22 protein-coding genes are annotated in these 22,867 nt (G+C 72.1%); 10 read left to right on the top strand and 12 right to left on the bottom strand.

The window, feature by feature from the left end:
* The first annotated feature begins 48 nt into the window (after nucleotides 1-48).
* Together ACFWWU_RS31880 and ACFWWU_RS31875 are read left to right on the top strand one after the other, a co-directional pair.
* Nucleotides 49-1,377, top strand: a complete 1,329-nt coding sequence (locus ACFWWU_RS31880; RefSeq protein ID WP_384150780.1) for a nicotinate phosphoribosyltransferase — start codon at nucleotides 49-51, stop codon at nucleotides 1,375-1,377.
* A gap of 127 nt (nucleotides 1,378-1,504) precedes the next feature.
* Nucleotides 1,505-2,101, top strand: a complete 597-nt coding sequence (locus ACFWWU_RS31875; RefSeq protein WP_384150777.1) for an isochorismatase family protein — start codon at nucleotides 1,505-1,507, stop codon at nucleotides 2,099-2,101.
* Nucleotides 2,102-2,116: 15 nt separating this feature from the next.
* Here ACFWWU_RS31875 and ACFWWU_RS31870 read toward each other — a convergent pair whose 3' ends face one another.
* Together ACFWWU_RS31870 and ACFWWU_RS31865 are read right to left on the bottom strand one after the other, a co-directional pair.
* The gene (locus ACFWWU_RS31870; protein ID WP_024756391.1) at nucleotides 2,117-2,428 is read right to left on the bottom strand and encodes a hypothetical protein; all 312 of its coding nucleotides are present in this window, start codon (nucleotides 2,426-2,428) and stop codon (nucleotides 2,117-2,119) included.
* Nucleotides 2,429-2,550: 122 nt separating this feature from the next.
* Nucleotides 2,551-4,986, bottom strand: a complete 2,436-nt coding sequence (locus tag ACFWWU_RS31865) for an immune inhibitor A domain-containing protein (RefSeq protein ID WP_384150773.1) — start codon at nucleotides 4,984-4,986, stop codon at nucleotides 2,551-2,553.
* A 328-nt stretch (nucleotides 4,987-5,314) separates the two neighbouring features.
* On the opposite strand from ACFWWU_RS31865, the gene ACFWWU_RS31860 reads away from it, so the two are divergent.
* A complete protein-coding gene (locus tag ACFWWU_RS31860; protein WP_384150770.1) occupies nucleotides 5,315-5,614 on the top strand; it encodes a hypothetical protein in 300 nt (99 codons plus the stop codon).
* Nucleotides 5,615-5,677: 63 nt separating this feature from the next.
* Here ACFWWU_RS31860 and ACFWWU_RS31855 read toward each other — a convergent pair whose 3' ends face one another.
* Nucleotides 5,678-6,409: an RDD family protein gene (locus tag ACFWWU_RS31855; protein WP_384150767.1), complete on the bottom strand. Its 732-nt coding sequence runs from the start codon at nucleotides 6,407-6,409 to the stop codon at nucleotides 5,678-5,680.
* Between the two features lie 92 nt (nucleotides 6,410-6,501).
* Nucleotides 6,502-8,025, bottom strand: a complete 1,524-nt coding sequence (locus ACFWWU_RS31850; protein ID WP_384150764.1) for an RDD family protein — start codon at nucleotides 8,023-8,025, stop codon at nucleotides 6,502-6,504.
* A gap of 329 nt (nucleotides 8,026-8,354) precedes the next feature.
* Between ACFWWU_RS31850 and ACFWWU_RS31845 the strand changes: the two genes are divergently transcribed.
* Nucleotides 8,355-8,846, top strand: coding sequence for an SsgA family sporulation/cell division regulator (locus ACFWWU_RS31845; RefSeq protein ID WP_384150761.1), 492 nt, complete (start codon nucleotides 8,355-8,357; stop codon nucleotides 8,844-8,846).
* Nucleotides 8,847-8,890: 44 nt separating this feature from the next.
* Here ACFWWU_RS31845 and ACFWWU_RS31840 read toward each other — a convergent pair whose 3' ends face one another.
* Nucleotides 8,891-10,258 (bottom strand): FAD-binding oxidoreductase, encoded by a 1,368-nt coding sequence (locus ACFWWU_RS31840; RefSeq protein WP_384150758.1) that lies wholly within the window; start codon nucleotides 10,256-10,258, stop codon nucleotides 8,891-8,893.
* A 98-nt stretch (nucleotides 10,259-10,356) separates the two neighbouring features.
* Here ACFWWU_RS31840 and ACFWWU_RS31835 point away from each other — a divergent pair, with 98 nt between their 5' ends.
* Nucleotides 10,357-11,877 carry a tetratricopeptide repeat protein gene (locus ACFWWU_RS31835; RefSeq protein WP_384150755.1) on the top strand — a complete coding sequence of 507 codons (1,521 nt, stop codon included), beginning with the start codon at nucleotides 10,357-10,359 and terminating at the stop codon, nucleotides 11,875-11,877.
* Between the two features lie 172 nt (nucleotides 11,878-12,049).
* Here ACFWWU_RS31835 and hppD read toward each other — a convergent pair whose 3' ends face one another.
* Nucleotides 12,050-13,195, bottom strand: a complete 1,146-nt coding sequence (gene hppD, locus ACFWWU_RS31830) for a 4-hydroxyphenylpyruvate dioxygenase (RefSeq protein ID WP_384150752.1) — start codon at nucleotides 13,193-13,195, stop codon at nucleotides 12,050-12,052.
* Nucleotides 13,196-13,316: 121 nt separating this feature from the next.
* Here hppD and ACFWWU_RS31825 point away from each other — a divergent pair, with 121 nt between their 5' ends.
* The 4 genes from ACFWWU_RS31825 to ACFWWU_RS31810 all read left to right on the top strand — a co-directional run bounded on the left by ACFWWU_RS31825 (nucleotide 13,317) and on the right by ACFWWU_RS31810 (nucleotide 16,101).
* Complete coding sequence (locus ACFWWU_RS31825) at nucleotides 13,317-13,784, top strand: Lrp/AsnC family transcriptional regulator (RefSeq protein ID WP_384150749.1); 468 nt, start codon at nucleotides 13,317-13,319, stop codon at nucleotides 13,782-13,784.
* 91 nt (nucleotides 13,785-13,875) lie between these two features.
* Nucleotides 13,876-14,457: an ArsR/SmtB family transcription factor gene (locus ACFWWU_RS31820; RefSeq protein WP_384150747.1), complete on the top strand. Its 582-nt coding sequence runs from the start codon at nucleotides 13,876-13,878 to the stop codon at nucleotides 14,455-14,457.
* A 19-nt stretch (nucleotides 14,458-14,476) separates the two neighbouring features.
* A complete protein-coding gene (locus tag ACFWWU_RS31815) occupies nucleotides 14,477-14,674 on the top strand; it encodes a hypothetical protein (RefSeq protein ID WP_384150744.1) in 198 nt (65 codons plus the stop codon).
* Nucleotides 14,671-16,101: an MFS transporter gene (locus ACFWWU_RS31810; protein ID WP_384150741.1), complete on the top strand. Its 1,431-nt coding sequence runs from the start codon at nucleotides 14,671-14,673 to the stop codon at nucleotides 16,099-16,101. The genes ACFWWU_RS31815 and ACFWWU_RS31810 overlap by 4 nt, the downstream gene beginning before the upstream one ends.
* Here ACFWWU_RS31810 and ACFWWU_RS31805 read toward each other — a convergent pair.
* Together ACFWWU_RS31805 and ACFWWU_RS31800 are read right to left on the bottom strand one after the other, a co-directional pair.
* Nucleotides 16,034-16,828, bottom strand: coding sequence for a S16 family serine protease (locus ACFWWU_RS31805; RefSeq protein ID WP_384150738.1), 795 nt, complete (start codon nucleotides 16,826-16,828; stop codon nucleotides 16,034-16,036). The genes ACFWWU_RS31810 and ACFWWU_RS31805 overlap by 68 nt on opposite strands.
* 9 nt (nucleotides 16,829-16,837) lie before the next feature.
* Nucleotides 16,838-17,992, bottom strand: a complete 1,155-nt coding sequence (locus ACFWWU_RS31800) for an alpha/beta hydrolase family protein (protein ID WP_384150735.1) — start codon at nucleotides 17,990-17,992, stop codon at nucleotides 16,838-16,840.
* 86 nt (nucleotides 17,993-18,078) lie between these two features.
* Here ACFWWU_RS31800 and ACFWWU_RS31795 point away from each other — a divergent pair, with 86 nt between their 5' ends.
* Nucleotides 18,079-19,272, top strand: coding sequence for a winged helix-turn-helix domain-containing protein (locus tag ACFWWU_RS31795; protein ID WP_384150733.1), 1,194 nt, complete (start codon nucleotides 18,079-18,081; stop codon nucleotides 19,270-19,272).
* Nucleotides 19,273-19,294: 22 nt separating this feature from the next.
* Here the strand turns inward: ACFWWU_RS31795 and ACFWWU_RS31790 are convergent, their stop codons facing one another.
* The 4 genes from ACFWWU_RS31790 to ACFWWU_RS31775 all read right to left on the bottom strand — a co-directional run bounded on the left by ACFWWU_RS31790 (nucleotide 19,295) and on the right by ACFWWU_RS31775 (nucleotide 22,832).
* Complete coding sequence (locus ACFWWU_RS31790; protein ID WP_056641151.1) at nucleotides 19,295-19,936, bottom strand: IclR family transcriptional regulator; 642 nt, start codon at nucleotides 19,934-19,936, stop codon at nucleotides 19,295-19,297.
* A 415-nt stretch (nucleotides 19,937-20,351) separates the two neighbouring features.
* Nucleotides 20,352-22,142 carry a DEAD/DEAH box helicase gene (locus ACFWWU_RS31785; protein ID WP_384150729.1) on the bottom strand — a complete coding sequence of 597 codons (1,791 nt, stop codon included), beginning with the start codon at nucleotides 22,140-22,142 and terminating at the stop codon, nucleotides 20,352-20,354.
* A 103-nt stretch (nucleotides 22,143-22,245) separates the two neighbouring features.
* Nucleotides 22,246-22,635: a type II toxin-antitoxin system death-on-curing family toxin gene (locus ACFWWU_RS31780; protein WP_384150727.1), complete on the bottom strand. Its 390-nt coding sequence runs from the start codon at nucleotides 22,633-22,635 to the stop codon at nucleotides 22,246-22,248.
* On the bottom strand, nucleotides 22,632-22,832 hold the full coding sequence (locus ACFWWU_RS31775; protein ID WP_384150724.1) for a CopG family transcriptional regulator: 201 nt from the start codon (nucleotides 22,830-22,832) through the stop codon (nucleotides 22,632-22,634). The genes ACFWWU_RS31780 and ACFWWU_RS31775 overlap by 4 nt, the downstream gene beginning before the upstream one ends.
* Nucleotides 22,833-22,867: the final 35 nt, after the last annotated feature.

Raw genomic sequence — 22,867 nt, 5'->3', positions numbered from 1 at the left:
CGACGTAGAAATCGTCACTCTGACGATTTCTGCGCTAGCATCGCTGACATGAACGCTGCGGACCTTGGGCTGCCGGTGGACGTGCCGTCGACCGCGCTCTTCACCGATCAGTACGAACTGACCATGCTCCAGGCGGCCCTGCGGGCCGGCACCGCCGACCGGCACTCGGTCTTCGAGGTCTTCACCCGACGGCTGCCCGAGGGGCGCCGCTACGGCGTCCTCGCGGGCGTCGGCCGGGTCCTGGACGCCGTCGAGAACTTCCGCTTCGACCCCGCCGTCCTGGGCTTCCTGCGCGAGCACGGCATCGTCGACGAGCCGACCCTGGAGTGGCTGGCCGGATACCGCTTCTCCGGCGACATCTGGGGCTACCCGGAGGGCGAGGTGTACTTCCCCGGCTCGCCCGTCCTGCGGGTCGAGGGCTCCTTCGCCGAGTGCGTGCTCCTGGAGACCGTGATCCTCTCGATCCTCAACCACGACTCGGCGATCGCGGCCGCCGCCTCCCGCATGTCGGCCGCGGCCGGCGGACGCCGCCTGATCGAGATGGGCGCCCGGCGCACCCACGAGCTGGCGGCGGTCGCCGCCTCCCGCGCCGCGTACGTCGGCGGCTTCGACTCCACCTCGGACCTCGCGGCCGGCTTCCGCTACGGCATCCCGACCGTCGGCACCTCCGCCCACGCCTTCACCCTGCTCCACGACAGCGAGCGGGACGCCTTCCAGGCGCAGGTCGAGACCCTGGGCCGGGGCACGACGCTGCTCGTCGACACGTACGACGTGACCGAGGCCGTCCGTACCGCCGTCGAGGTGGCGGGGCCCGAGCTCGGAGCCGTCCGCATCGACTCGGGCGACCTGCTGCTCGTCGCGCACCGGGTGCGGGCGCAGCTCGACGAGCTGGGCGCGCGGGACACGAAGATCGTCGTCACCTCGGACCTCGACGAGTACGCCATCGCCTCGCTCGCGGCGGCGCCGGTCGACGCGTACGGGGTGGGCACGCAGCTGGTCACCGGCAGCGGCCACCCGACCTGCTCCATGGTCTACAAGCTGGTCGCCCGGGCCCGCTCTGCCGACCCCAAGGCGCCCCTGGTGCCGGTCGCGAAGAAGTCCCTGGGCGGCAAGGCCTCGGTCGGCGGGCGCAAGTGGGCGGCCCGGCGGCCCGACGCGGCCGGCGTCGCCGAGACGGAGGTCGTGGGCACGGGCCCCGTCCCGCCGGAGCTCGTCGACCACCAGCTCCTGGTCGAGCTGGTCAAGGGCGGCGAGGTGGTGGCCCGGGAGCCGCTGGAGGCCGCCAGGTCCCGGCACATCGAGGCCCGCGCCGGCCTGCCGATGTCGGCGAACCAGCTCTCGCGCGGCGAGCCTGTGCTGCCGACGGAGTACGTGTAGGGACTCTTGGGGACACCCCTCGACCCCCTCCCCTGTCCAGGAACGCCTGGGGACGCCCCCTCCCCCGAGGAGGGGGAAGTCTCTAGGCTCGAACCCGCCCCTATCCGACGCGCTAAGGACACCCGCCATGCACCGCGCATTGATCGTTGTGGACGTTCAGAACGACTTCTGCGAGGGCGGCAGCCTCGCGGTGACGGGCGGCGCGGACGTCGCCGCCGCCATCACCGACCTGGTCGGCCAGACGGCGGGCTCGTCCTACCGGTACGTCGTCGCCACCCGCGACCACCACGTCGACCCGGGCGCGCACTTCGCGCCGGAGGGCGAGGAGCCGGACTACGCCACCTCCTGGCCGGTGCACTGCGTGGCCGGCACGGAGGGCGTCGGCTTCCACCCGAACTTCGCGCCCGCCGTCGCCAGCGGGGCGATCGACTCGGTCTTCGACAAGGGCGCCTACGACGCGGCGTACAGCGGCTTCGAGGGGCTGGACGAGAACGGGCGGACGCTCGCGGAGTGGCTGCGGGAGCGGGACGTCACCGAGGTCGACGTGGTGGGCATCGCCACCGACCACTGTGTCCGGGCGACGGCCCTGGACGCGGCGCGGGAGGGCTTCCGGACGCATGTGCTGCTGGAGCTGACGGCCGGGGTCGCGAAGGCGACGACGGCGAAGGCCCTGGAGGAGCTCCGGACGGCCGGGGTCGAGCTGACGGGCGAGCCGGTGGTGTGAGACCCGTGCGGGGAGCTACGCCGCGGGCTCCTTCGGGAGCGTGCGGACCGGGTGCCAGAGCTCCTGGGCGGCGCCGGGCGCGGATCTCCAGAGCAGGCCGTCGGGGTGGTGCAGGACGGCCGTGATCTCGTCCGGGGTGGGCGGCTCGCTGTTGCCGCGGAGGTAGACCGCGCGCAGGCCGAGGTTCCGCAGCCGGGTCAGGGCGCGGGCACGGTTGGCGGCATGGACCAGGAAGCGGACCGAGGCCCCGTCGCGGGCCGGGCTGGGCAGCCCTATCGCGACGACCACGCTGCCTCCCGGCAACTTGCAGAACCCTCCGTTGGGCATGCGGCACCACTCCCCCGTGGATCAGATGTCAATAAGAACTGCGTCAGACGCACCTAAACACGATCGGCCGCCGCCCGCTAGAGGGCGACGGCCGATCATGCTTTGACCTGCAGTTTTACCAATTACTTGGTGGACGGACCCACCTGGACCGTGATCGTCTGGCCGTTCTTCGGCTCCTTGACGACCTGGATCTTGGTGTTGGTGTCAGTTACCTGCACACCGGCCCGCTCGGTCTCCTGGTACCAGTAGGTGCCCTTGCGGTCGTCGAAGACCGGGTTGCCCGGCTGCGACTTGACCCACACCGGGACGTCCGCCTTGTGGAGCTTGAGGGCGTCGGTCCGGTAGGTGCCGAAGGTGGAGTCGTACGCCTGGACGCGGTTGCGCATCAGGGTGCCGTCGGTCCACTTCAGCGGGGTGGCGTGGGCGTCGACCGGAAGGATCAGGCCCTTGCCCGGGTGGACGGCCGTGTTGTTGTCCTTCTGGGAGAGGTCCCACTTCCAGACGAGCAGGCCGTTCTGGTACGGGTAGTGCTCGACCCAGCTGGACTTCTCACCCGCGAAACCGAAGTTGTACGGGCCGACCTTGAGGGTCTGGTCGTACGAGACGTACTGGCGGTTCTCCGCGATGTAGTACTGCTCGTACTCCTTCGTGAAGCCCTTGCCGACGCGCGAGAAGCCCTTCGCCACCCAGCCGTTGTCACCGTTCTCGGCGTTGTCCGAGAAGAGGGCGGCACCGTCCGCGGTCAGCGTGACGGCGTCGGCGGTGAAGCCCTTGCCGCCCGCGCCGCCGTCCGTCTGGTAGCGGAAGCGGAGGTCGACCTTCTTGCCCGCGTAGGCGTCGAGGCCGTAGACGAGCTTCTTGTGCTTCTCCGAGACGCCGGTCAGCGCCGGGGCGCCGCTCGCGTCGCGCGGGAGCGCCACGCCGTCGGCGGTGCCGTCCAGGGCCGTCCAGCTGGCGCCGCCGTCGGTCGACACCTCGGTGTAGAGGTAGTCGTACTCGGCCTCGATGTCGTACCAGCCCTGGAGCTCCAGGGAGGCGGACGTCTTGCCCGTGAGGTCGACGGAGCGGGTCAGGGTGTTCTTGAGGTCGTCACCCATGTCGCTCCACCACTGCGTGGCACCCTCGGCGGGCGCGACGACATCGGTGGTGACCGGCTTCTTCGGCAGCTCGACGACGAGCGCCTGCGGGTTCTTGGTGTTGTACTCGGCCACACCCAGCTTGTGGGTGGACTTCGTCCCGCGCTGCTCGTTGCTCACCTTGGTGTAGTTGAGCCAGCCGAGCTGGAGCTTGTCCCAGGAGTTCATGTCGCCGGGCAGGTCGCCGATGGCGTCCTTGCCGCGGCCGAGCCAGGAACCGGACGACATGAGCGACCAGAAACCGGTCGAGTTCTCGGCGCCCTTGAGGCCCGAGGTGTCGTACAGGTCCGGGAGGCCGAGGTCGTGGCCGTACTCGTGCGCGAAGACGCCGAGGCCGCCGTTCTCGGGCTGCATCGTGTAGTCGCCGACCCAGATGCCGGAGTCGCCGATCTGCGTGCCGCCGGCCTTGTTGTCCGCCGGGCCGGTCTTGCCCGCGTTGGTGCCGTAGGCGTACCAGCGGTGGGCCCACAGGGCGTCGCCGCCCTGGGCGCCGCCGCCCGCCGACTCGTCCTCGCCCGCGTGGACGATCTGGAAGTGGTCGATGTAGCCGTCGGGCTCGTTGAAGTTGCCGTCGGCGTCGAAGTCGTACCGGTCCCACTTGTCGTACTCGGCCATGTCGGCCTTGATCTGGGCGTCGGTACGACCCTTGGCCTTCTGGTCGGCGACGAAGGCGGTGACGCCGTCGCGGACCGCGTCCCAGACGTTGGAGCAGTTGCTGTTGCCGCAGTAGTTCGAGCCGTAACGGGCCTCGTTGTACTCGACCTTGACCCAGTCGGAGACGCCGCCCTCGACCGAGTACCGGCCGGAGGAGGTCTTCTCCATGTAGGTCTTCAGCGACTCCTTGGGCTTGCCCTCGGCGTCCTTGCCGGTGCCGAAGTACAGGTCCTGGAAGTGCTGCTGGTTGTAATCCGCCTGCCAGGCCGTGGAGTTGTCGTTCGCACGGTCCGGCTCGGCTATCTGGTTGTGCAGCGGGCCGGGCTCGCCGCCGAACTTCGGCTTCGGCTCGGTCGTGTCGTCGTCGGCACGGTCGACCAGGGTGGTGGTGTCCACCTTGTCGCCGAACTCGACGAGGATCGTGAAGATCTTGTCGGTCTTCTCGCGGCCGAGCTCGACGTACTTCTTGCTGTCGAGCTTGACCACCTGGGAGCCGCCACGGCGCTCGACCTTGGCCTCGCCGCTCAGCACCTGCTCCAGGGCGGCCTTGCGCTGCTGCGCCTGCTGCTCGCTGAACGGCCCCTCGAGGTCGTGGTCGACGGCCGTCTTGTCGATCCCGGCGCCGGGCGCCGGGTCGTGGCGGACGTCGACGGACGTCACGCCGTTGCTGTCGGCCCAGGCGGTGGAGAAGGTCGAGGCGGTGGCGGCGGTGGCCGCGAGCGCCACGACGACTGCGGACGCTCTGATCGCCCGTCGTCTGTTGGTCACTTGATGTAGTCCTCCCCGGCGCCCACGCATCCGGACTGAGGTGGGGAGTCCGTCCAGCGGGGGTCGCGCGTCACAAGTGACGACATTTGACCGGAGTGGCGCAAGAAAAGACAGATCTTGACTTGCACATACCAACTGCACTATGTGGGATCGGATTTCCGATAATCGGGCGTCCCGCAGGCGCATCACGGCCGGTGGTCGAGGGTCGCGTGACTCCGTGCGCCCCCTGTGCACCGGCACGGTGGGTTAGGTCACGCTTACTACTCGTTCCCTCCGGGCATCCACCGTCATAGAGTCGAACCGATGTCCTGAGGGGGCGGTACCTGTCATGCAGCGACCGAACGCCGCACAGCTCACCTACGGTTCGGCCACCGTCGCCCTCGCGACCGTCGCCCTGCTGTTGCTCTCCCGTACGACGACGACCCTCGGGATCGCGGTGATCTGCGCCGCGGGCCTGCTGCTCGGCGTTCTCGTGGCGGTGACGATGCCGGTACGGGTGAGGTCCGTCAAGACCTCCGCGCCGCCGGTTCCGGCGGCTCCTCTCGCTCCCTCCATCCCCGGGAACGAAGAGATCCGGATACCGACCCCGCGCGTGGGCGCGGGCGCCGATACCCGGATCGGTTCGTAAGGCCCTGGTTCGTCGGGCCCTGGTTCGTCGGGCCCAGGTTCGTCGGGCCCAGGTTCGTCGGGCCTAGGAAGCGGTGACCACCACGGTCTTCGCCGCCTTGTCGTGCAGACCCTGCTTGTAGGGCTTGTCGACCAGGATGAGGATCAGCAGGAGCAGCGGCCACAGGCAGGCGCAGCAGATCAGCGCGGGCAGCCACAGCACGACGGCCCTCAGCAGCGACTGGCTCATCGGGGGCGTGGAGCCGTCGTTGAGCATCGCGACCCGGAGCTTCATCAGCTTCTTGCCGAGCGTCTGGCCGTTCTTGGCCACCATCACCGTGTCGTAGGCGACGTACGCGACGATCGTGATGAGCTGGAAGACCAGCTGGCTGCCGCCGTTGAGGCTGTTGACCGTGTCGCCGAAGTCGTTGCCGTCCTCGGTCGCCCGACTGTAGATGTCGAACGGGATGCCGATGATCGCCAGCGGCACCGCGACGATCAGCCAGTCGATCACGCGGGCCAGGATGCGCCGGCCGGACTCGGCGAGCGGCGGCATCCCGGAGAGCGGGTCGGTCCCGCCGTAGCCACCGCCGTAACCACTCCCGTACGGGGGCGGGGGCGGGGGCATGTTGTCGTACGGGGAGCCGGGCGGGGAACCGTACGGGTTCCCGGGCGGCGGCCCTCCCGGAGGGGGTCCTGGCGGGGGCGTTCCGTCGGGCGGTGGCTGGCCGGCGGAGGGCGGCGTGGGCTCCTGCGGCCTCTTGAGGAACGGGTCCTCCTCGGGCGGCTGGCCGGACGGCGGCTGGTCGGTGCTCATGGGGGCAGTGCATCCCGGGGGCGACCACCCCGCAAGGAATCATCGCCCGTTCGGGGGACCCCCCCTCCGAACGGGCTCGTACCGCGGCCCGCCTATCGCGCGACGAAGGTGCGGGCCGCCTTGTCGTGCCAGCACTGGCGCCAGGGGCGGTCGAAGAGGCACCACAGGACATTGAAGACGCCGATGACCAGAAGCCCGAGGACGCTGTAGACGAGCCAGCGCCGCAGGGCCGCGCCGAACCGCGGCGGCTGGTGCGCCTCGATGTCCCGCACCTCGAGCCCGCACAGCTTCTTGCCCAGGGTCCGCCCCCACTTGGCGGTGGGCAGCGCCTCGTACAGGATGCCGATGACGAACAGCGAGGCGAGCACGATGCCGAACTGCACGGACGTCGTCGAGTCCAGGAGCCAGACCTGGACGGTGGTGCCGGACTGCTTGGCCGCCTCGATCTTGCCGTCGATGTGGTCGAGGGCGGCGGTCACGAAGGGGACGGCCGCGGCGCCGACGAGCGCGCCCAGGACGACGGTGTCGATCAGCCGGGCCAGCAGGCGCCTGCCGAGACCCGCGGGGCGGGCGGAGGCCTGGGCGCGGGCCGCCTGCTGGAACACGTCCTCGACCGGCGGCTTCCACGGCAGGACCGGCGGCTGCTGCTCCTGGGGCTGCTGCTGCTGTGCCTGGGGCTGCTGCTGTGCCTGGGGCTGAGGTCGGGGCTGGGGCTGGGGCTGCGGCTGCTGTGCCCAGGAGGGCGTTGCGGGGGCCGGGGCGGGGGCCTGGGCCACGGGCTCGGGCGCCGGCTGCTGCACCGGGGCGGGCGCGGGTGTGGGCGCCGGAGAGGGCGCGGGCGTGGGCACGGGGGTGACGGGCATTCCGCCGAGGCGTGCGGCTCCCCCGGTCGACCGGGGGTCCGCCGCCGGGGCGGGGGCCGGGGCAGCCGCGCGGGGCTCGGCCGGCTCGCTCGCGCCCGCGACGGGCCACTCGGCCGGGGTGCGCGGGTCGGGGACGACGGGGGCCCGCCGCTGGGGCTGAGGCTGGGCGGGGGCCTGGACCTGCGCCTCCGGCTGGTCCTGGGGCGCGCCCCAGGCGACCCGCTGGTCGCGTTCGCCACCGAAGCCGGTCTGCCGGGCGGTGTCCGCCTGCCAGGCCGAGGAGGGCTCCGGCACCGGCGCCTCGTCGAAGTCCTCGAAGAAGACGGGTCCCGTCTCCTCGACCGCCGGTACGGAGGCCGCGGGCAGGGCAGCCGGGACGGGCGCCGCGGCGAGAGCCGGGCTGTGGCCCTGGTTCTGTGCCGCGTGCTGGGCCGCGTTCTGGGCCGCGCCCGGTGTCGCGCTCTGGGCGGGGCTCGGTGCGGGAGCCCGGCTCTGGGCCGGCGCGAGGTTCTCCGCCGCCGCCGGGTAGTGCGGGACCACCGGCGCGGGCGCCGGGCCGGAGGCCAGGATCGGACCCGCGGGGATCGCCCCGGCCGGCGGGTTCGGTGTGCCCTCGCCGTCCTTGGGCGCCGGCCGGCTCGTACCGGGCACCCAGGCGCCCCCGTTCCAGTACCGGATGTACCCGGGAATGGACGGGTCCGGGTAGTACCCCGCCTGCGGTACCTCTCCGCCGCCTCCAGGAGGAGTAGCCACTGCCCCGACTCCGTTCAGTCACAACGCCTTTGATCCCACGGCCGCACCCCCGGGCATGCCGCGCCCAAGGAGGACAGTAACGAAGAACGTCCCCGAGGGAAGAAAGAGCCCACGAGAAAGGCCGCCTTCGGGCGACAGAGACCGGAATCGGTCACTCATGGTGATGTTCGGGCCGACGCATCCGGGGCATGCGGGCGTCGGTGGGGGTCTGCGGAGAGCCCTCAAAAACTTTCCGAAAAAACTTCCCGAAGTCGCGTAATGAACGGCGTGGACCCCGCTCTCTCCTGATGAAGGCCCCTCCGGGGCCCGCCGCGAGAGGACGTACGACCATGCAGAACACCGACAACACCACCGTTGAGCGCGAGCTGGAGCTGAAGCTGGTGCTCTCCCCCGAGCGCGCCGTCCCCGTCCCCGCCCGGCTCGCCTACCGCACCGACGACCCGTACGCCGTCCACATCACCTTCCACGTCGGCACGGACCACCCGGTCAACTGGACCTTCGCGCGCGAGCTGCTCGTCGAGGGCGTCTTCCGGGCGTGCGGCCACGGCGACGTCCGGATCTGGCCGACGAAGGTCGAGGGGCGCAGCGTCGTCCTGATGGCGCTCTCCTCCCCCGACGGCGACGCCCTGCTCGAAGCTCCCTCCGCGCAGGTGTCCGCCTGGCTGGAGCGGACCCTGCGCGCGGTGCCGCCGGGCACCGAGTCCGAGCGGCTCGGCATGGACGACGGGCTCGCCGAACTCCTGGCGACCACCGTGATCACCGACGAGCTGTGGCTGCGCGACCCGTGGCCGTCGGACGAGTCGCAGGACGGTGAGCTGTGAGCCGCGTGCCGTACCTGACGCTCGTACCCCTCGTACCGGACGTCTCAGAACAGCTTTCCGGGGTTGAGCAGCCCCAGCGGGTCGAAGGTGTGCTTGATCCCGCGCTGGAGTTCGAGACCGACCGGACCCAACTCCCTGGCCAGCCACTCCTTCTTGAGGACGCCCACGCCGTGCTCGCCGGTGATCGTGCCGCCGAGGGCGAGCCCGAGCGCCATGATCTCGTCGAAGGACTCCCGTGCCCGCCGCGACTCGTCCTCGTCGGCGTGGTCGAAGCAGACGACGGGATGGGTGTTGCCGTCCCCCGCGTGCGCGCAGACGCCGATGGTCAGGTCATATTTCTCCGCGATCGCCGTCGTGCCGTCGAGCATCGCGGCCAGCTTCGTCCGCGGCACGCACACGTCGTCGATCATCGTCGCGGACTTGATCGTCTCCAGGGCCGTGAGGGAGAGCCGGCGCGCCTGGAGGAGGAGTTCGGACTCGGCAGTGTCCGCGGCCGGGACGACTTCGGTGGCGCCCGCCGCCGTGCACAGCTCGCCGACGGCGGCCAGATCGGCCGCCGGGTCCGGGCTGTCGAAGGCACACAGGAGGAGCGCCTCGGTCGTGTCGGGCAGACCCATGCGCGCCAGCTTGTTGACGGCCTGGACGGTGGTGCGATCCATGAGTTCGAGCAGCGACGGGGTGTGGCCGCGCTCCATGATCGCGCAGACGGCCTCGCAGGCGGCGGCCGCGGAAGGGAACTCGGCGGCGAGCGCGAGCTGTGCCGGGGGCTGCGGCCTGAGCGCGAGCACGGCGCCGACGACGATGCCGAGGCTGCCCTCGGATCCGACGAAGAGCCTGGTCAGGTCATATCCGGCGACGCCCTTGGCGGTGCGGCGGCCGGTGGTCAGGAGCCGGCCGTCGGCGAGGACGACGTCGAGGCCGAGGACGTACTCGGCGGTGACGCCGTACTTGACGCAGCACAGACCTCCGGAGGCGGTGCCGATGTTCCCGCCGATGGTGCACGTCTCCCAGCTGGAGGGGTCCGGCGGGTAATACAGGCCGTGTTCGGCGACGGCCCGTGACAGCACGGCGTTGACGACGCCCGGTTCGACGACGGCGATCCGGTCGACCGGGTTGATCTCCAGGATGCGGTCCATCTTGACCAGGGAGAGCACGATGCAGCCCTCGGAGGCGTTGGCGCCGCCGGAGAGGCCCGTGCGGGCTCCCTGGGGCACGACGGGGACACGGAGTTCGGTCGCGGTCCGCATGACGTGCTGGACCTGTTCGACGGTGCGCGGGAGCACGACGACCGCGGGGGTGCCGGCCGCGCAGAAGCTCGCCATGTCGCGGGAGTAGGAGGCCGTCACGTCCGGGTCGGTGAGGAGCGCCTCGGCGGGTAGCCCGGCGCGCAGCCGCGTCAGAAGATCGTCCATGCGTCCAGCGTGGCACCCGGGGCCATCGGTGTGAACCCGCCGGAGCGGGCGCTTCGTGTGCTCTTCGTACAGGTGCGTACGGGCGCACAGTGAGCGCCATGAAGACCCAGAACGTGTCGAGGACGGTCCTGGCGGCGGGAGTGGGCGCGGTCCTCGCGGCGACGGCCCTGCTGTACGTCCCCGAGTTCGTCGGCCAGGGGCCGCCGCGCCCGCCCGGTCCGGCGGAGCGGGCGACGATCGCGGCGCACGCCGGCGCGCAGGCCGCGCTGCCGGACCTGGCCGCGTTGATCACCGACCGGGAGAAGTGGCTGCGGGCCCACCCGGACGACGACGCGTCCTGGGCGGTGCTCGGCGCGGCGTACACGGAGCGCGGGACGCGGATCGGTGACGTACGGGACTACCCGAGGGCGGAGCGGGCGCTGAAGCGCTCCCTGGCCGAACGGCCGGCCGCCCGGGGCAACGTGGACGCGCAGCTGGGTCTCGGGGCGCTCGCGGGGGCGCGCGGCGACTGGCGGTCCGCGAAGGAGTGGGGCGAGCGGGTGCGGAAGGCGGCGCCGGGGCGCTGGCCCGCGTACCCGGTCCTGATCGACGCGTACAACGGCCTGGGCGACTACGAGGCGGCCGGGAAGGCGGCGGAGAAGCTGGAGGAGCTGCACGCGGGCGCGGTCGTGCGCGCGCGTGCGTCGCAGATGTACCGGAACCGTGGCTGGCGCGAGGACGCCGACGCCGCGGCCCTGGACGCGGCGGCGCTGGCGGAGGCGGACGCGGACAAGGCGGCGTCGCTCGCGCGGCTCGGGGACCTGGCGTGGGAGCGGGGAGAGGCGGAGGAGGCCCTCTCCCGGTACGGGGCGGCGCTGCGGCTCGTACGGGACCACGGGCCGTCGCTCGCGGGGCGTGCGCGGGCGCTCGCGGGCCTGGACCGTACGGATGAGGCGCTGCGCGACTGGCGGGCGGCGCTGGCCCGGCTGCCGCTGCCGGAGTACGTCCTGGAGGCGGGCGAGCTGTCCGAGGCTGTGGGCCTGGCGGGGGACGCGCGGGCGCTGTACGAGCGGTTGCGGACGGGTGTGTGGGTGCGGGCGGAGGTGGCTCTGGGGCTGCTCGACGCGGACCACGGCGACCCGGCGGCGGCGGTCACGCGGCTGCGGGCGGAGTGGGCGCGCGGGCACCGCTCGGTGGCGGTGGCGGACGCGCTGGGGTGGGCGCTGTACCGGGCCGGGAAGCCGCAGGAGGCGCTGGAGTACGCGAAGCGGGCCACGGACGAGGGGCAGCGGAGCGCGCTCTTCGCGTACCACCGGGGGGAGATCGAGCGGACTCTGGGGCAGCTCGGACCGGCCCGCCGCCATCTGGCGGAGGCGCTGCGGATCAACCCCCGCTTCTCGCCGCTGCTCGCGCCGAAGGCGGCGGAGGCGGTGGCGGCGCTGGGCGAACCGGCGGACGAACTCCCGCGGGAGCTGCGGCCGGAGAAGCCGGCGCGGACGGCCGAGCCCACGACCAAGGCCGCGGCGGCGGCCCAGCCCACGGCTGCGGAAGCGGCCACGGCCGGGGAGGCAGCCACGGCCGGGGAAGCGGCCACGGCCGGGGAAGCGGCCACGGCCGGGGAGAAGCCGGCGGGGACGTAGCGCGCAGGCCACACCGATGACCGTGGTGAAGAGCAAGGCGTCCCGGGCAGGCCCCGTGTCCCGCCGGGACGCCCGAGGGCCGGTCCGGGCCCGGCGAGCCGGGCACCGGGCCGGCCCGGTCGGTCGGCACACATGTGAGGGAGTCCGGGGCCGCGGCCCCGGACAGCGCCCCTTAGAGGTTGCCGCGCTTCTCCTGCTCGCGCTCGATCGCCTCGAACAGGGCCTTGAAGTTGCCCTTGCCGAAGCCCATCGAGCCGTGGCGCTCGATCATCTCGAAGAAGACGGTCGGGCGGTCCTGCACCGGCTTGGTGAAGATCTGCAGCAGGTAGCCGTCCTCGTCGCGGTCGACGAGGATCTTCAGCTCGCGCAGGATCTCGACGGGCACGCGGGTCTCGCCCGCCCACTCGCCGAGCGTGTCGTAGTACGAGTCGGGGGTGTCGAGGAAGGACACGCCCGCCGCGCGCATCGCGCGGACCGTGGCGACGATGTCATTGGTGGCGAGGGCGATGTGCTGGACGCCGGCGCCGCCGTAGAACTCCAGGTACTCGTCGATCTGCGACTTCTTCTTCGCGATCGCCGGCTCGTTGATCGGGAACTTCACCTTGAGGGTGCCGTCCGCGACGACCTTCGACATCAGCGCCGAGTACTCGGTCGCGATGTCGTCGCCCACGAACTCCTTCATGTTCGTGAAGCCCATGACCTTGTTGTAGAAGCCGACCCAGTCGTTCATCTTGCCGAGCTCGACGTTGCCAACGCAGTGGTCGATGGCCTGGAAGGTGCGCTTGGCCGGCGGCTCGACGATCGGGTTCGCGGAGACGAAGCCCGGCAGGTACGGGCCGTCGTAGCCGGAGCGCTCGACGAGGGTGTGGCGGGTCTTGCCGTAGGTGGCGATCGCGGCGAGGACGACGGTGCCGTGCTCGTCCTTCAGCTCGTACGGCTCGGTGATGCCGGTGGCGCCGTGCTCGACGGCGTAGGCGTACGCGGCACGGGCGTCCGGCACCTCGATGGCCAGGTCGACGACGCCGTCACCGTGCTCGGCGACGTGGTCGGCGAGGAAGCGGCCCCGGTCGGTCGAGACCTTGATGACGGAGGTGAACACGAAACGGGCGGCGCCGTTGGTGAGCACGTAGCTGGCGGTCTCCCGGCTGCCGTTCTCCGGTCCGGAGTAGGCGACGAGCTTCATGCCGAAGGCCGTGGAGTAGTAGTGCGCGGCCTGCTTGGCGTTGCCGACGGCGAAGACGACCGCGTCCATTCCCTTGACCGGGAAGGGATCGGCCTTACGCGCGGTGGAAGGGGTGTGATCGAGGGTCTCAGTCATGGCAGCAATGTCCCGCCGTTCGGCAAGGTGCGCAAGAGTTTGCTGATCTGCTGGTCAATCTGTACAGCGACAGGCGAGTATGGCCGTGCGACTTGCACATCCTGACCATGAGGAGACCGTCGTGGCGATCGATCATTTGGACGGCCGGCTGATCACGCTTCTCGCGCGTGAGCCGCGCATAGGGGTCCTGGAGGCCTCCCGCCGCCTCGGAGTGGCGCGCGGGACGGTCCAGGCGCGCCTGGACCGCCTCCAGGAGAGCGGGGTGATCCGCGGCTTCGGGCCGGAGGTGGACCCGGCGGCACTGGGCTATCCGGTGACGGCCTTCGCGACGCTGGAGATCAAGCAGGGCCAGGGGGCGGACGTACGGGGCCACCTGGCGACGGTGCCGGAGGTGCTCGAACTGCACACGACGACGGGCCACGGCGACATGCTCTGCCGGCTGGTCGCCCGCTCCAACGCCGACCTCCAGCGGGTGATCGACAAGGTAGTGGGCTTCGAGGGGATCGTGCGGGCGTCGACGGCGATCGTGATGGAGAACCCGGTGCCGCTGCGGATCATCCCGTTGGTGGAGCAGGCGGCGCAGGAGTAGAAGCAAAGAAGTCTCTGCAAAAAGGTCTCTGCAAAGAAGAGGTTGCAAAGAACCCCTTGCAACCTCTTCTTTGCAACTCTAGGGTTGAGTCATGTCCGAGCCCGAGAAGCATCTGAGCCACACCCTGGACCCCCGCTCCCTGCGCGGGCTCGCCCACCCGCTGCGCATCCAGCTGCTGCGCGCCCTGCGCCGCTACGGACCCGCCACCGCCTCCCAACTGGCCGAGCGGCTCGGCGAGTCCAGCGGCGCGACCAGCTACCACCTGCGCCAGCTCGCGGCCGTGGGCTTCGTCGAGGACGACCCGACGCGCGGCAAGGGCCGGGAGCGCTGGTGGAAGGCGGCCCAGCAGGGGACGTCCTTGGACGAGACGCTCCACAGGAACCCCGACCCCGAGGTGCAGGGCGCCATCGAGGTCTACCTGTACGAGGTGGCGACCATCCACACGCAGGAGATGAACACGTACCTCGGCACCCGGCACGACTGGGACGAGAAGTGGCACGGCGCCTCGGACATGAGTGACTTCACGCTGCGACTGCCGGCCGAGAAGCTGCGCGAACTGAACGAGAAGGTCCACGAGCTGATCGACACCTACCGCGACACCGCCGACGCGGACGCGCCGGGCGCCGAGCGCGTACGGGTGCACCTGCACGCGTTCCCCCAGCAAGACGACTGACGGAAGGAACCACGGAGCCATGCACGCCGACATCCATCTTCAGCTCCACCGGCTACAGGCCGCCGAACTCCACCGCGAGACCGCCGCCTCGGCCCGCGCGCACGCCGCCCCGCACCCGCCCGCCCCCACCCTCCGCGTCCAACTGGGATGGAAGCTCGTCGAGTTGGGCCTTCGGATGGCCACACCGGCGAACCGTCCGGTCACCTTGGCCGCATGACCGTTCCGGGGGGAAAAGAAGCCGCCGTCGATACCGATGCCGGTGCGGCGAAGGACGTCCGTGGCCCGCTGGCCACCGTCCTGACCGCCAACGCCGTCTCGATCACCGGTAATTCACTCACACTGATCGGCGTCCCGTGGTTCGCGCTCGAGACCACGGGAAGCCCCGGCAAGGCTGGACTCGTCGCCTTCTGCGCGGCCGTTCCCGTCGTCCTCGCCGCGATCGCCGGCGGCCCGGTCATCGATCGCCTCGGGCGCCGCCGGGTCAGCATCGCCTCCGACCTGATCTGCGGTCTCGCGCTCGCCGCGATCCCGCTGCTGCACCACTCGGGGGCTCTCCGGTTCTGGATGCTGTGCGCGCTGATGGCGGTCACGGGCCTGTTCCACGCACCCGGCGAGATGGCCCGGCACGTGCTCGTCCCCGACTTGGCCGGGCGGGCCGGGACCTCGCTCACCCGGGCGGCCAGCCTGTACGACGCGGTGGCGCGCGGGGCCCGGATGGCGGGCGCCGCGATCGCCGGACTGCTCGTCGCGTTCATGGGCCCCGACACGGTCCTGCTCCTCGACGCTGCCACCTTCGGCCTTTCCGCGCTGCTCGTCACGGTGGGTCTGCGCGGGGTGCCTTCGGCGGAGCCGATGCGCGACGGGCCCCGCCTCTCCCCCGCCCGGTACCGTGCCGACCTGCGCGAGGGGTACGCCTTCCTGTTCCGCGCCCGGCTGCTGCTCGGCATCACCGTCATGGTGATGGTGACCAACGGCCTGAGCCAGAGCTGGAGTTCGGTACTCCTTCCGGTCCACGCCAGGGAGGAGCTCGGCGGTCCCGCCTCGCAGGGCCTGCTCGTCTCGGTCTTCGCCGGCTGCGCCCTCGCCGGTGCGCTGCTCTACGGGGCCGTCGGGGAGCGTTTCCCGCGCCGGGCCGTGTTCACCGTGGGCTTCCTGCTGTGCGGCGCCCCGCCGTACCTGGTGGCCGCCCTCACCGAGACCACCGCGCCGCTGCTCGTGACGGTGATGGCGGCCGGGTTCGGCGCCGGGGTCCTCAACCCGATCCTGACCACGGTCATGTACGAGCAGGTGCCGGACGCGCTGCGCAGCCGGGTCATGGGCGCGAGCACCGCCGGGGTGCTGCTCACGACCCCGCTCGGAGGTCTGGCGGCGGGTCTCCTCGTCGAGCGGGCCGGCCTCACGGCGACGCTCCTCGGAATCGGCGCGCTCTACTTCCTCGCCACGCTCTCACCGCTCGTCTTCCCCGCCTGGCGGGGCATGGACATCACCCCGCCGCACATACCCGCCGGCGGTCCGACCGAGCTCGGACCCTCCGGCGACGCGCCGGAGACCGGTCCCGAACCCGGTACCGGGACCGTCAGCAGCTCGGGACCTTCGACTCCTGTCCCTGTTCCAGGGCCCGGAGGGACGCCACGGCGTCGCTGAGCGCGGTGACCGGAACGAGCCGCAGGCCCTTCGGCTGCTCGGCCTGGGCGTCGGAGCACTCCGCCTCCGGTACGAGGAAGACGGTGGCCCCGTCCCGCGCGGCGGCCTGGGTCTTGAGGGAGACGCCGCCGACGGCGCCGACCGTGCCGTCCGCCTCGATCGTTCCCGTACCGGCGACGATCCGGCCGCCGGTGAGGTCGCCGCCGTCCCCGTCGCCGTCGAGCTTGTCGACGATGCCGAGGGAGAAGAGGAGCCCGGCGCTGGGCCCGCCGATGTCGGCGAGGTGCAGGGTCACCTTCACCTCCTCGGGGTCCAGCTTGAGGTGGCCGAGGGCGGCGAGGGTCGCCGCGTCCTGGGACTGCTTCATCTGGCCGAGGTTGTGCTTCTGGATCTCGGCGTCGGACTTCCCCGACGGGTAGACGGCGTCGTGCGGCAGGACGGCCCGGTCGGTGCGGAACCAGGCGTCGGCCACGTCCCCGAGGTCGACCTCGGTGGACGGCCCGGTCGCGACGATGGTCGTCATCCGCAGCTGCCCCGTGGTCGGCAGGACCGGGGCGCCCGTGATGGTGATGACCTCGCGCCCCTTGTCCTTGCCGAGCACGTCGGCGGTCGTGCCGGGCTGCGCGATCGCGTACGGCAGCGGCGCGAGCCCGACGACGGCGAAGAGCGCGGCGACGGGCAGGGCGCAGAGCGCGAGGGCACGGTGACGAGGAAGGCTGGAGAGCACGCCCCCAATCTACTGGGACGCGCCCCTCCCCCGGGCCGGGGGCACGGGCGCCGACAGGCGGCGGGCGAAGAAGGACCGCGTCCCGCGCCGCAGGGCGTCGACCGCCGCGGCCGGGTCGGCGGCCCCGATGAGCGCGGCCCGCGCCTCCGCGGTGAGGAGCCCGGCGGCCTGGAGCTGGGGGACGAGGAAGGCGTGGTCGGTGAAGACCCAGTGGTCGCTGCCGGTCAGCAGGACACGCCGGGCGCGCAGCCGCTCCCAGGAGCGTTCGCGGCGCTCCGCGCCGTCGAAGCCGTCCGTGCGGACCATGAGGAGGGGCCGGTCGAACCCGTTCAGCGGGTCCAGGTCGAGGTACCCCTCCAGGTTCGCTCCGGCGGCGAGCCGGGCGTCGGCGGCCAGCGCGTGCACGGCGGCGGTGCCGCCCGCCGAGTGCCCGTAGACACCGATTCGACGGAGGTCCATGACGGGGGCGAGGGGGAGGCTTCCGAGCCGGTCGAGGACGAAGCGGAGGTCCGCGACCCGGGTGTCGATCATGGTGCGGAAGGTCGCCGGGTCCGGGTCCCCGCGCAGGACGGTGACGCGCACGCCGCCCGGGAGCTCCACCTGGCTCGCGTCACCGGGGTGGTCGATCAGGACGACGACCCGGCCGTGGCTCGCCAGGTCCTCGGCGAGGGTCGTGCCGAGGGTGCGGGAGTCTCCGCCGCCGGGGCTGTACAGGAGTACCGGGCGGCGCCCCGGGAGGGCGGGCGCGTCGGTGTGCCCGTGGGTGAGGGTCGCGCCCCAGTCGACGGTGCCCGCGGCGGGGAGCCCGGGGCGGACCAAGGGCGCGAGCTCGGCGAAGTACCGGGCCTCGACCGGGGTGAGCTGCGGGGCGCGCGGGCGGCCGCGGACGGTACGGGCCGGATACAGGACGGTGATCTTCACCTCCCGTACGCCGGTCCCGGGCACCCAGGGGTCGTCGCGGGAGGTGTCGGTCAGGACGAAGGTGCGCAGGCCGACGGGGTGGGGGCCGGTCGGCGCGGGCAGACGGAGGACGGCCGGCCCGCCGGCTCGCGCGGCGGGCCGGGCGGTCGCCCGCGCGGCGGCGGGGCCGAGCAGGGTGGCGGCGGCCGCGAGAAGGGCGCCCTTGGCGGCGGTGCGGCGGCTGGGTGCGGGGTGTGGGGTCATGCACGGCATCCTTGGGCGGGGCGGGGCCGCGCGCGAAGGTTCAGGCCAGGCCCGAAAGGGTGGCGGACGGCGAGGAGTTCGGACAGGTGCTGCGTATCCACTTCACCGCGGACGACCTCGCCGGGGTGCGGTTCGCGCCCCGCCCTTCGCCCGTGCCGGAGCTGCACGCGGCCCTCATGATGCTGGGCGCACCGCACGAGGGGCTGCTCTTCGGGCGCTGGCGGGGCAGGCTGTCGCGCGCCCTGCCGGCGACGGCCGAGCCACTCGCGGACCTGGTGCCGGGCGGGGTGGCCCCGTACTTCCTCGACGTCCTCGGCGGGACGCGGGCGGAGGGATTCGCGCTGATCCGCGCGAGCCGCCCGGAGTTCGTCCGGTCGGAGCTGGAGCGGGTGTACGCGGGCGGGGGCCCGGCCCCGCCGTGGATCCGCGCCCTGCACGGCGGGGACGCCGGGGCGTGGCGCACGCTGGACCGCGCGCAGGCGGCGGCGTACGAGACGGTCCTGGCCCCGGTGTGGCCGCTGGTCCAGGACCTGCACCGGGCGGAGTTCACCCGGCACGCGCTGACGGTCGCGGAACAGGGCCTCGGCGCCGCCCTGACGGCGGCGGCCCCGGGGTCGAGGCTGCGGGACGGGGTGTGGGAGGTGCCGGAGGGAGAGGGGGCGGACTTTGCCGAGGCGTCGGACCGGGCCGACGTACCGGGCCGGGCCGACGCCGACGTACCGGGCCGGGCCGACGCCGACGTACCGGGCCGGGCCGACGTACCTGACCGGGCCGACGTACCTGACCGGGCCGAGGTACCGGGCCGGGCCGAGGTACCGGGCCGGGCCGAGGCTTCGAGTGCCGCGCCCGGGCCGCGGGTGGCGGAGGCGTCGGCGAGGGGAACGGGTGGCCGGGACGTGCGGCTCGACGGGCGGGGGCTCGTGTTGCTGCCGACGTTCCACTGGCGGGGCGGGCCGCTCGTCCAGGACCTGCCCGGGCGCCCCGTGGTCCTGGCCTACCCGGCGGGCCGGGGCCTGCCGCTCGCCCCGGACGGCGGCGGCACGTCCGAGGAGGCCCTCGTGGGGGTCCTCGGCAGGACCCGGGCCGAGCTGCTCCACGCCTTGGAGGAGGCCAGGACGACGACGGGCCTGGCCCGCCGGCTCGGCGTCAGCAACGCGACGGCCTCGGCCCACGCCCAGGCCCTCCGCGCGGCGGGCCTGATCACGACGACCCGCACGGGCAGGTCGGTCCACCACGAGCGGACCCCGCTGGGCCGTCTCGTCGTGGGCGACAGCCCATGAGGAGGCAGCCCTGGCGCGTGCTCTAGCGCAGCGCGTCGGCGACCTCGCGGGCCGCGTCCACGACGCGGGGGCCCACGCGCTCGGGGACCGCGTCCGCGAGCATCACGACGCCGACGCTGCCCTCGACGCCCGTGACGCCGACCAGCGGCGCGGCGGCTCCGCTCGCACCGGCCTCCAGCTCACCGTGGGTGAGGGTGAAGCCGGGTTCGGTCAGGGAGCCCTGACGGGCGGCGAGGATCGCGCGGCCCGCCGCGCCCCGGTCGAGCGGGTGGCGGAAGCCGGCCCGGTAGGCGACGTGGTAGTCGGTCCAGGTCGGTTCGACGACCGCGACGGCGAGCGCCTCCGCCCCGTCGACGAGCGTCAGGTGGGCCGTGGCGCCGATGTCCTCGGCGAGCGAGCGCAGCGCGGGCAGGGCGGCCTCGCGCACCAGGGGGTGCACCTGGCGGCCGAGCCGGAGCACGCCGAGGCCGACGCGGGCGCGGCCACCGAGGTCACGGCGGACGAGGGCGTGCTGTTCGAGCGTGGCCAGCAGACGGTAGACCACCGTCCGGTTGACACCGAGTTTGTTGGACAACTCGGTGACCGTCAGGCCGTGGTCGGTGTCGGCGAGCAGTTTGAGGACTCTGAGTCCCCGGTCGAGCGTCTGGGAGGTTTCCGCGGTCACGACGCCCTCTCCTTCGGAGTGAGTGGCGGCGGGCTCTCACGGGATGACGACGCCGGTCCCGTCGGCGACGCACGTCAGAGGCCGCCGGCAGGAAGGGGTACACCGGCTGCGCTCCGCGGCGGCGCTGCCACGGGGCGATTGCTTTTGAGCCGGGACAGTAGCGACCCGCTCCGCTCAGCGGAAGACCTCGTCCAGAATCCGGGCGCCAGGGTCCGGATGGAGACGGTTCGGGACCTTCGTCGGCCGGACGAGGGACTTTGGCTGACAAGATCGGCTTTGTCGTGCGTCTAGCGTGGACGGTGCCCGGAGGCCGACCGTGGGGGCCTGCCTCCGGGCCGTGTCCCGTCCCCGCGGGATGCGTGAGGCCCGTACGCGCAGACGCGTACGGGCCTCACTGACATCTTCGGGTGGGTGCTCACCGCATGCGGGTGGCCCACTCCTGGACCTTCTTGATCCGCTCGCGGATCTGGCCGGCGGTGGCCTCGGCGCTCGGCGGCCCGCCGCACACCCGCCGCAGCTCGGTGTGGATCACGCCGTGGGGCTTGCCGGTCTGGTGGACGTAGGCGCCGACCATCGTATTGAGCTGCTTGCGCAGCTCCAGGAGCTCCTTGTGGGAAACGACGGGACGCCGCTCGGCCGGAAGCTCCAGCAGGTCCGCCTCGTCGTCCGGCTTCTTGCGGCTGTGCGCGATCTGCCGGGCCTGGCGCTTCTGCAGGAGCAGCTGGACCTGGTCGGGTTCGAGGAGGCCGGGGATGCCGAGGTAGTCCTGCTCCTCCGCACTGCCGGGGTGGGCCTGCATGCCGAACTCGGCGCTGTTGTAGAGGACGCGGTCGAAGACGGCGTCGGACTCCAGCGCCTCGAACGGCAGCATGTCCTGCTCGCCGGTGTCCTCGTCCTGCTGGCGCTCGGCCTCGGCGAGCTCCTTCTCGGACTCGGCGTACGGGTCCTCCTCGCCCTGCTTCTTGGGCTTGTCGAGGACGTGGTCGCGCTCGACCTCCATCTCGTTGGCGAAGCCGAGGAGGCTGGGGATCGTCGGAAGGAACACGGAGGCGGTCTCGCCGCGCCTGCGCGAACGCACGAACCGGCCGACGGCCTGCGCGAAGAAGAGGGGGGTCGAGATGGTCGTCGCGTACACGCCGACCGAGAGGCGCGGGACGTCGACGCCCTCGGACACCATGCGGACGGCGACCATCCAGCGGTCGGTGTTCTCGCTGAACTCGTCGATGCGGTTCGAGGCGCCGGTGTCGTCGGAGAGGACGACGGTGGCCTTGGTGCCGGTGATCTCGCGGATGAGCTTGGCGTACGAGCGGGCCGATTCCTGGTCGCTCGCGATCACGAGACCGCCGGCGTCGGGGATCGACTTCCGGACCTCGGTGAGGCGCTGGTCGGCGGCGCGCAGGACGTTCGGCATCCAGTCGCCCTTGGCGTCGAGCGCGGTGCGCCAGGCCTGCGAGACGGCGTCCTTGGTCATCGGCTCGCCCAGGCGTGCGGCGATCTCGTCGCCGGCCTTGGTGCGCCAGCGCATGTTGCCGCTGTAGGAGAGGAAGATGACGGGCCGGACGACGCCGTCGCCGAGGGCGTTGCCGTAGCCGTACGTGTAGTCCGCGGAGGACCTGCGGATCCCGTCGTTCCCCTCCTCGTACGTGACGAAGGGGATGGGGTTGGTGTCGGAGCGGAACGGGGTGCCGGTGAGGGCGAGTCGCCGGGTGGCGGGCTCGAAGGCCTCCAGACAGGCCTCGCCCCAGGACTTGGAGTCTCCGGCGTGGTGGATCTCGTCGAGGATGACGAGGGTCTTGCGCTGCTCGCAGCGGTTGCGGTGGAGCATGGGCCGGACTCCGACGCCGGCGTAGGTGATGGCGACCCCGTCGTACTCCTTGCTGAGCGGCCCGGCGCTGTAGTCCGGGTCCAGCTTGATCCCTATCCGCGCGGCGGCGGCGGCCCACTGCTTCTTGAGGTGCTCGGTGGGCGCGACGACGGTGATCTGCTGCACGACGTGGTGGTGCAGCAGCCAGGACGCGAGGGTCAGGGCGAAGGTCGTCTTGCCGGCGCCGGGGGTGGCGACGGCGAGGAAGTCTCGGGGCTGCTCCTGGAGGTACCTGTCCATGGCGCCCTGCTGCCAGGCTCGCAGCTTGCCGGCGGTACCCCAAGGGGCCCGTCCGGGGAAGGCGGGAGAGAGGTGATGGGAGGAGGTGGTGGTAGTAGTCACGATCTCCGGGTTCGACGCTCGTCCAGATATGACAACCGGGCCACCTTACCGGCGGCCCGGCCTGAACCTCGTATGAAACCAGGCGGGGAAGGGGTGTTGCGATTCAGCTCACGTCGGGGGAGATCAGCTCACGGAGCCCGCGCGCGATCGCCTCGACCTCGTCGGTCTCACCGGTCGCCACGGCGATGACCAGGCGCTCCGCCGCATCGATGTCGGAACGCAGCTGGACGCCGTTCATGGCGAGGAAGGTGACGCAGGACAGCCAGGCCGTGCTGTTGTTTCGGCCGACGAAAGGGCTGCGGAAGGCCAGCGACTGGAGGAGGGCCGCGGCCTTCTCCACGGCACCCGGGTAGACGTCCTCGCCGCCGTGAACCGACGTCGGCCTGAAGGCGGCCTCCGCGACGAGCCCCAGGTCGCGCACGAGCGGTGTGTCTCCGCACGCGTTCTCGGCGATCCCGACGACGTCCTCGGCCGAGAGGTAGACGCACGTCACGCGAGACGCTCCAGGAGTTCGCCCCACTTGGCCGCCTGCTCGCGAGAAATCTGCTTCACCCTCGCCTCGTGTGCGCTCCGCACGAGGTAGTCGTCCACTGCCCGGAGTACGAGCGCATGCATGCTGACGCCCTCTTCCTGGGCACGCCGCCTCAGCGCCTCGGTCTGGTCGTCGCGGAGACGCAGGTTCATGGCCATATCGGAACGACACCGCCGTGGGGTCATTCTGGTAC

Origin of the sequence: Streptomyces sp. NPDC058650, from assembly GCF_042717315.1 — a bacterium.
In the GTDB taxonomy this organism is placed as follows: Bacteria; Actinomycetota; Actinomycetes; order Streptomycetales; family Streptomycetaceae; genus Streptomyces.
The sequence above is the reverse complement of the archived record's forward strand: the minus strand, read 5'-3'. Positions and strand labels throughout refer to the sequence as shown.

Bases quoted from the DNA above. Each gene is read 5' to 3' on its own strand.
- ACFWWU_RS31880 (WP_384150780.1), top strand. From the start codon at position 49: ATGAACGCTGCGGACCTTGGGCTGCCGGTGGACGTGCCGTCGACCGCG.
- ACFWWU_RS31875 (WP_384150777.1), top strand. From the start codon at position 1,505: ATGCACCGCGCATTGATCGTTGTGGACGTTCAGAACGACTTCTGCGAG.
- ACFWWU_RS31870 (WP_024756391.1), bottom strand. From the start codon at position 2,428: ATGCCCAACGGAGGGTTCTGCAAGTTGCCGGGAGGCAGCGTGGTCGTC.
- ACFWWU_RS31860 (WP_384150770.1), top strand. From the start codon at position 5,315: ATGCAGCGACCGAACGCCGCACAGCTCACCTACGGTTCGGCCACCGTC.
- ACFWWU_RS31855 (WP_384150767.1), bottom strand. From the start codon at position 6,409: ATGAGCACCGACCAGCCGCCGTCCGGCCAGCCGCCCGAGGAGGACCCG.
- ACFWWU_RS31845 (WP_384150761.1), top strand. From the start codon at position 8,355: ATGCAGAACACCGACAACACCACCGTTGAGCGCGAGCTGGAGCTGAAG.
- ACFWWU_RS31840 (WP_384150758.1), bottom strand. From the start codon at position 10,258: ATGGACGATCTTCTGACGCGGCTGCGCGCCGGGCTACCCGCCGAGGCG.
- ACFWWU_RS31835 (WP_384150755.1), top strand. From the start codon at position 10,357: ATGAAGACCCAGAACGTGTCGAGGACGGTCCTGGCGGCGGGAGTGGGC.
- hppD (WP_384150752.1), bottom strand. From the start codon at position 13,195: ATGACTGAGACCCTCGATCACACCCCTTCCACCGCGCGTAAGGCCGAT.
- ACFWWU_RS31820 (WP_384150747.1), top strand. From the start codon at position 13,876: ATGTCCGAGCCCGAGAAGCATCTGAGCCACACCCTGGACCCCCGCTCC.
- ACFWWU_RS31815 (WP_384150744.1), top strand. From the start codon at position 14,477: ATGCACGCCGACATCCATCTTCAGCTCCACCGGCTACAGGCCGCCGAA.
- ACFWWU_RS31810 (WP_384150741.1), top strand. From the start codon at position 14,671: ATGACCGTTCCGGGGGGAAAAGAAGCCGCCGTCGATACCGATGCCGGT.
- ACFWWU_RS31800 (WP_384150735.1), bottom strand. From the start codon at position 17,992: ATGACCCCACACCCCGCACCCAGCCGCCGCACCGCCGCCAAGGGCGCC.
- ACFWWU_RS31775 (WP_384150724.1), bottom strand. From the start codon at position 22,832: ATGGCCATGAACCTGCGTCTCCGCGACGACCAGACCGAGGCGCTGAGG.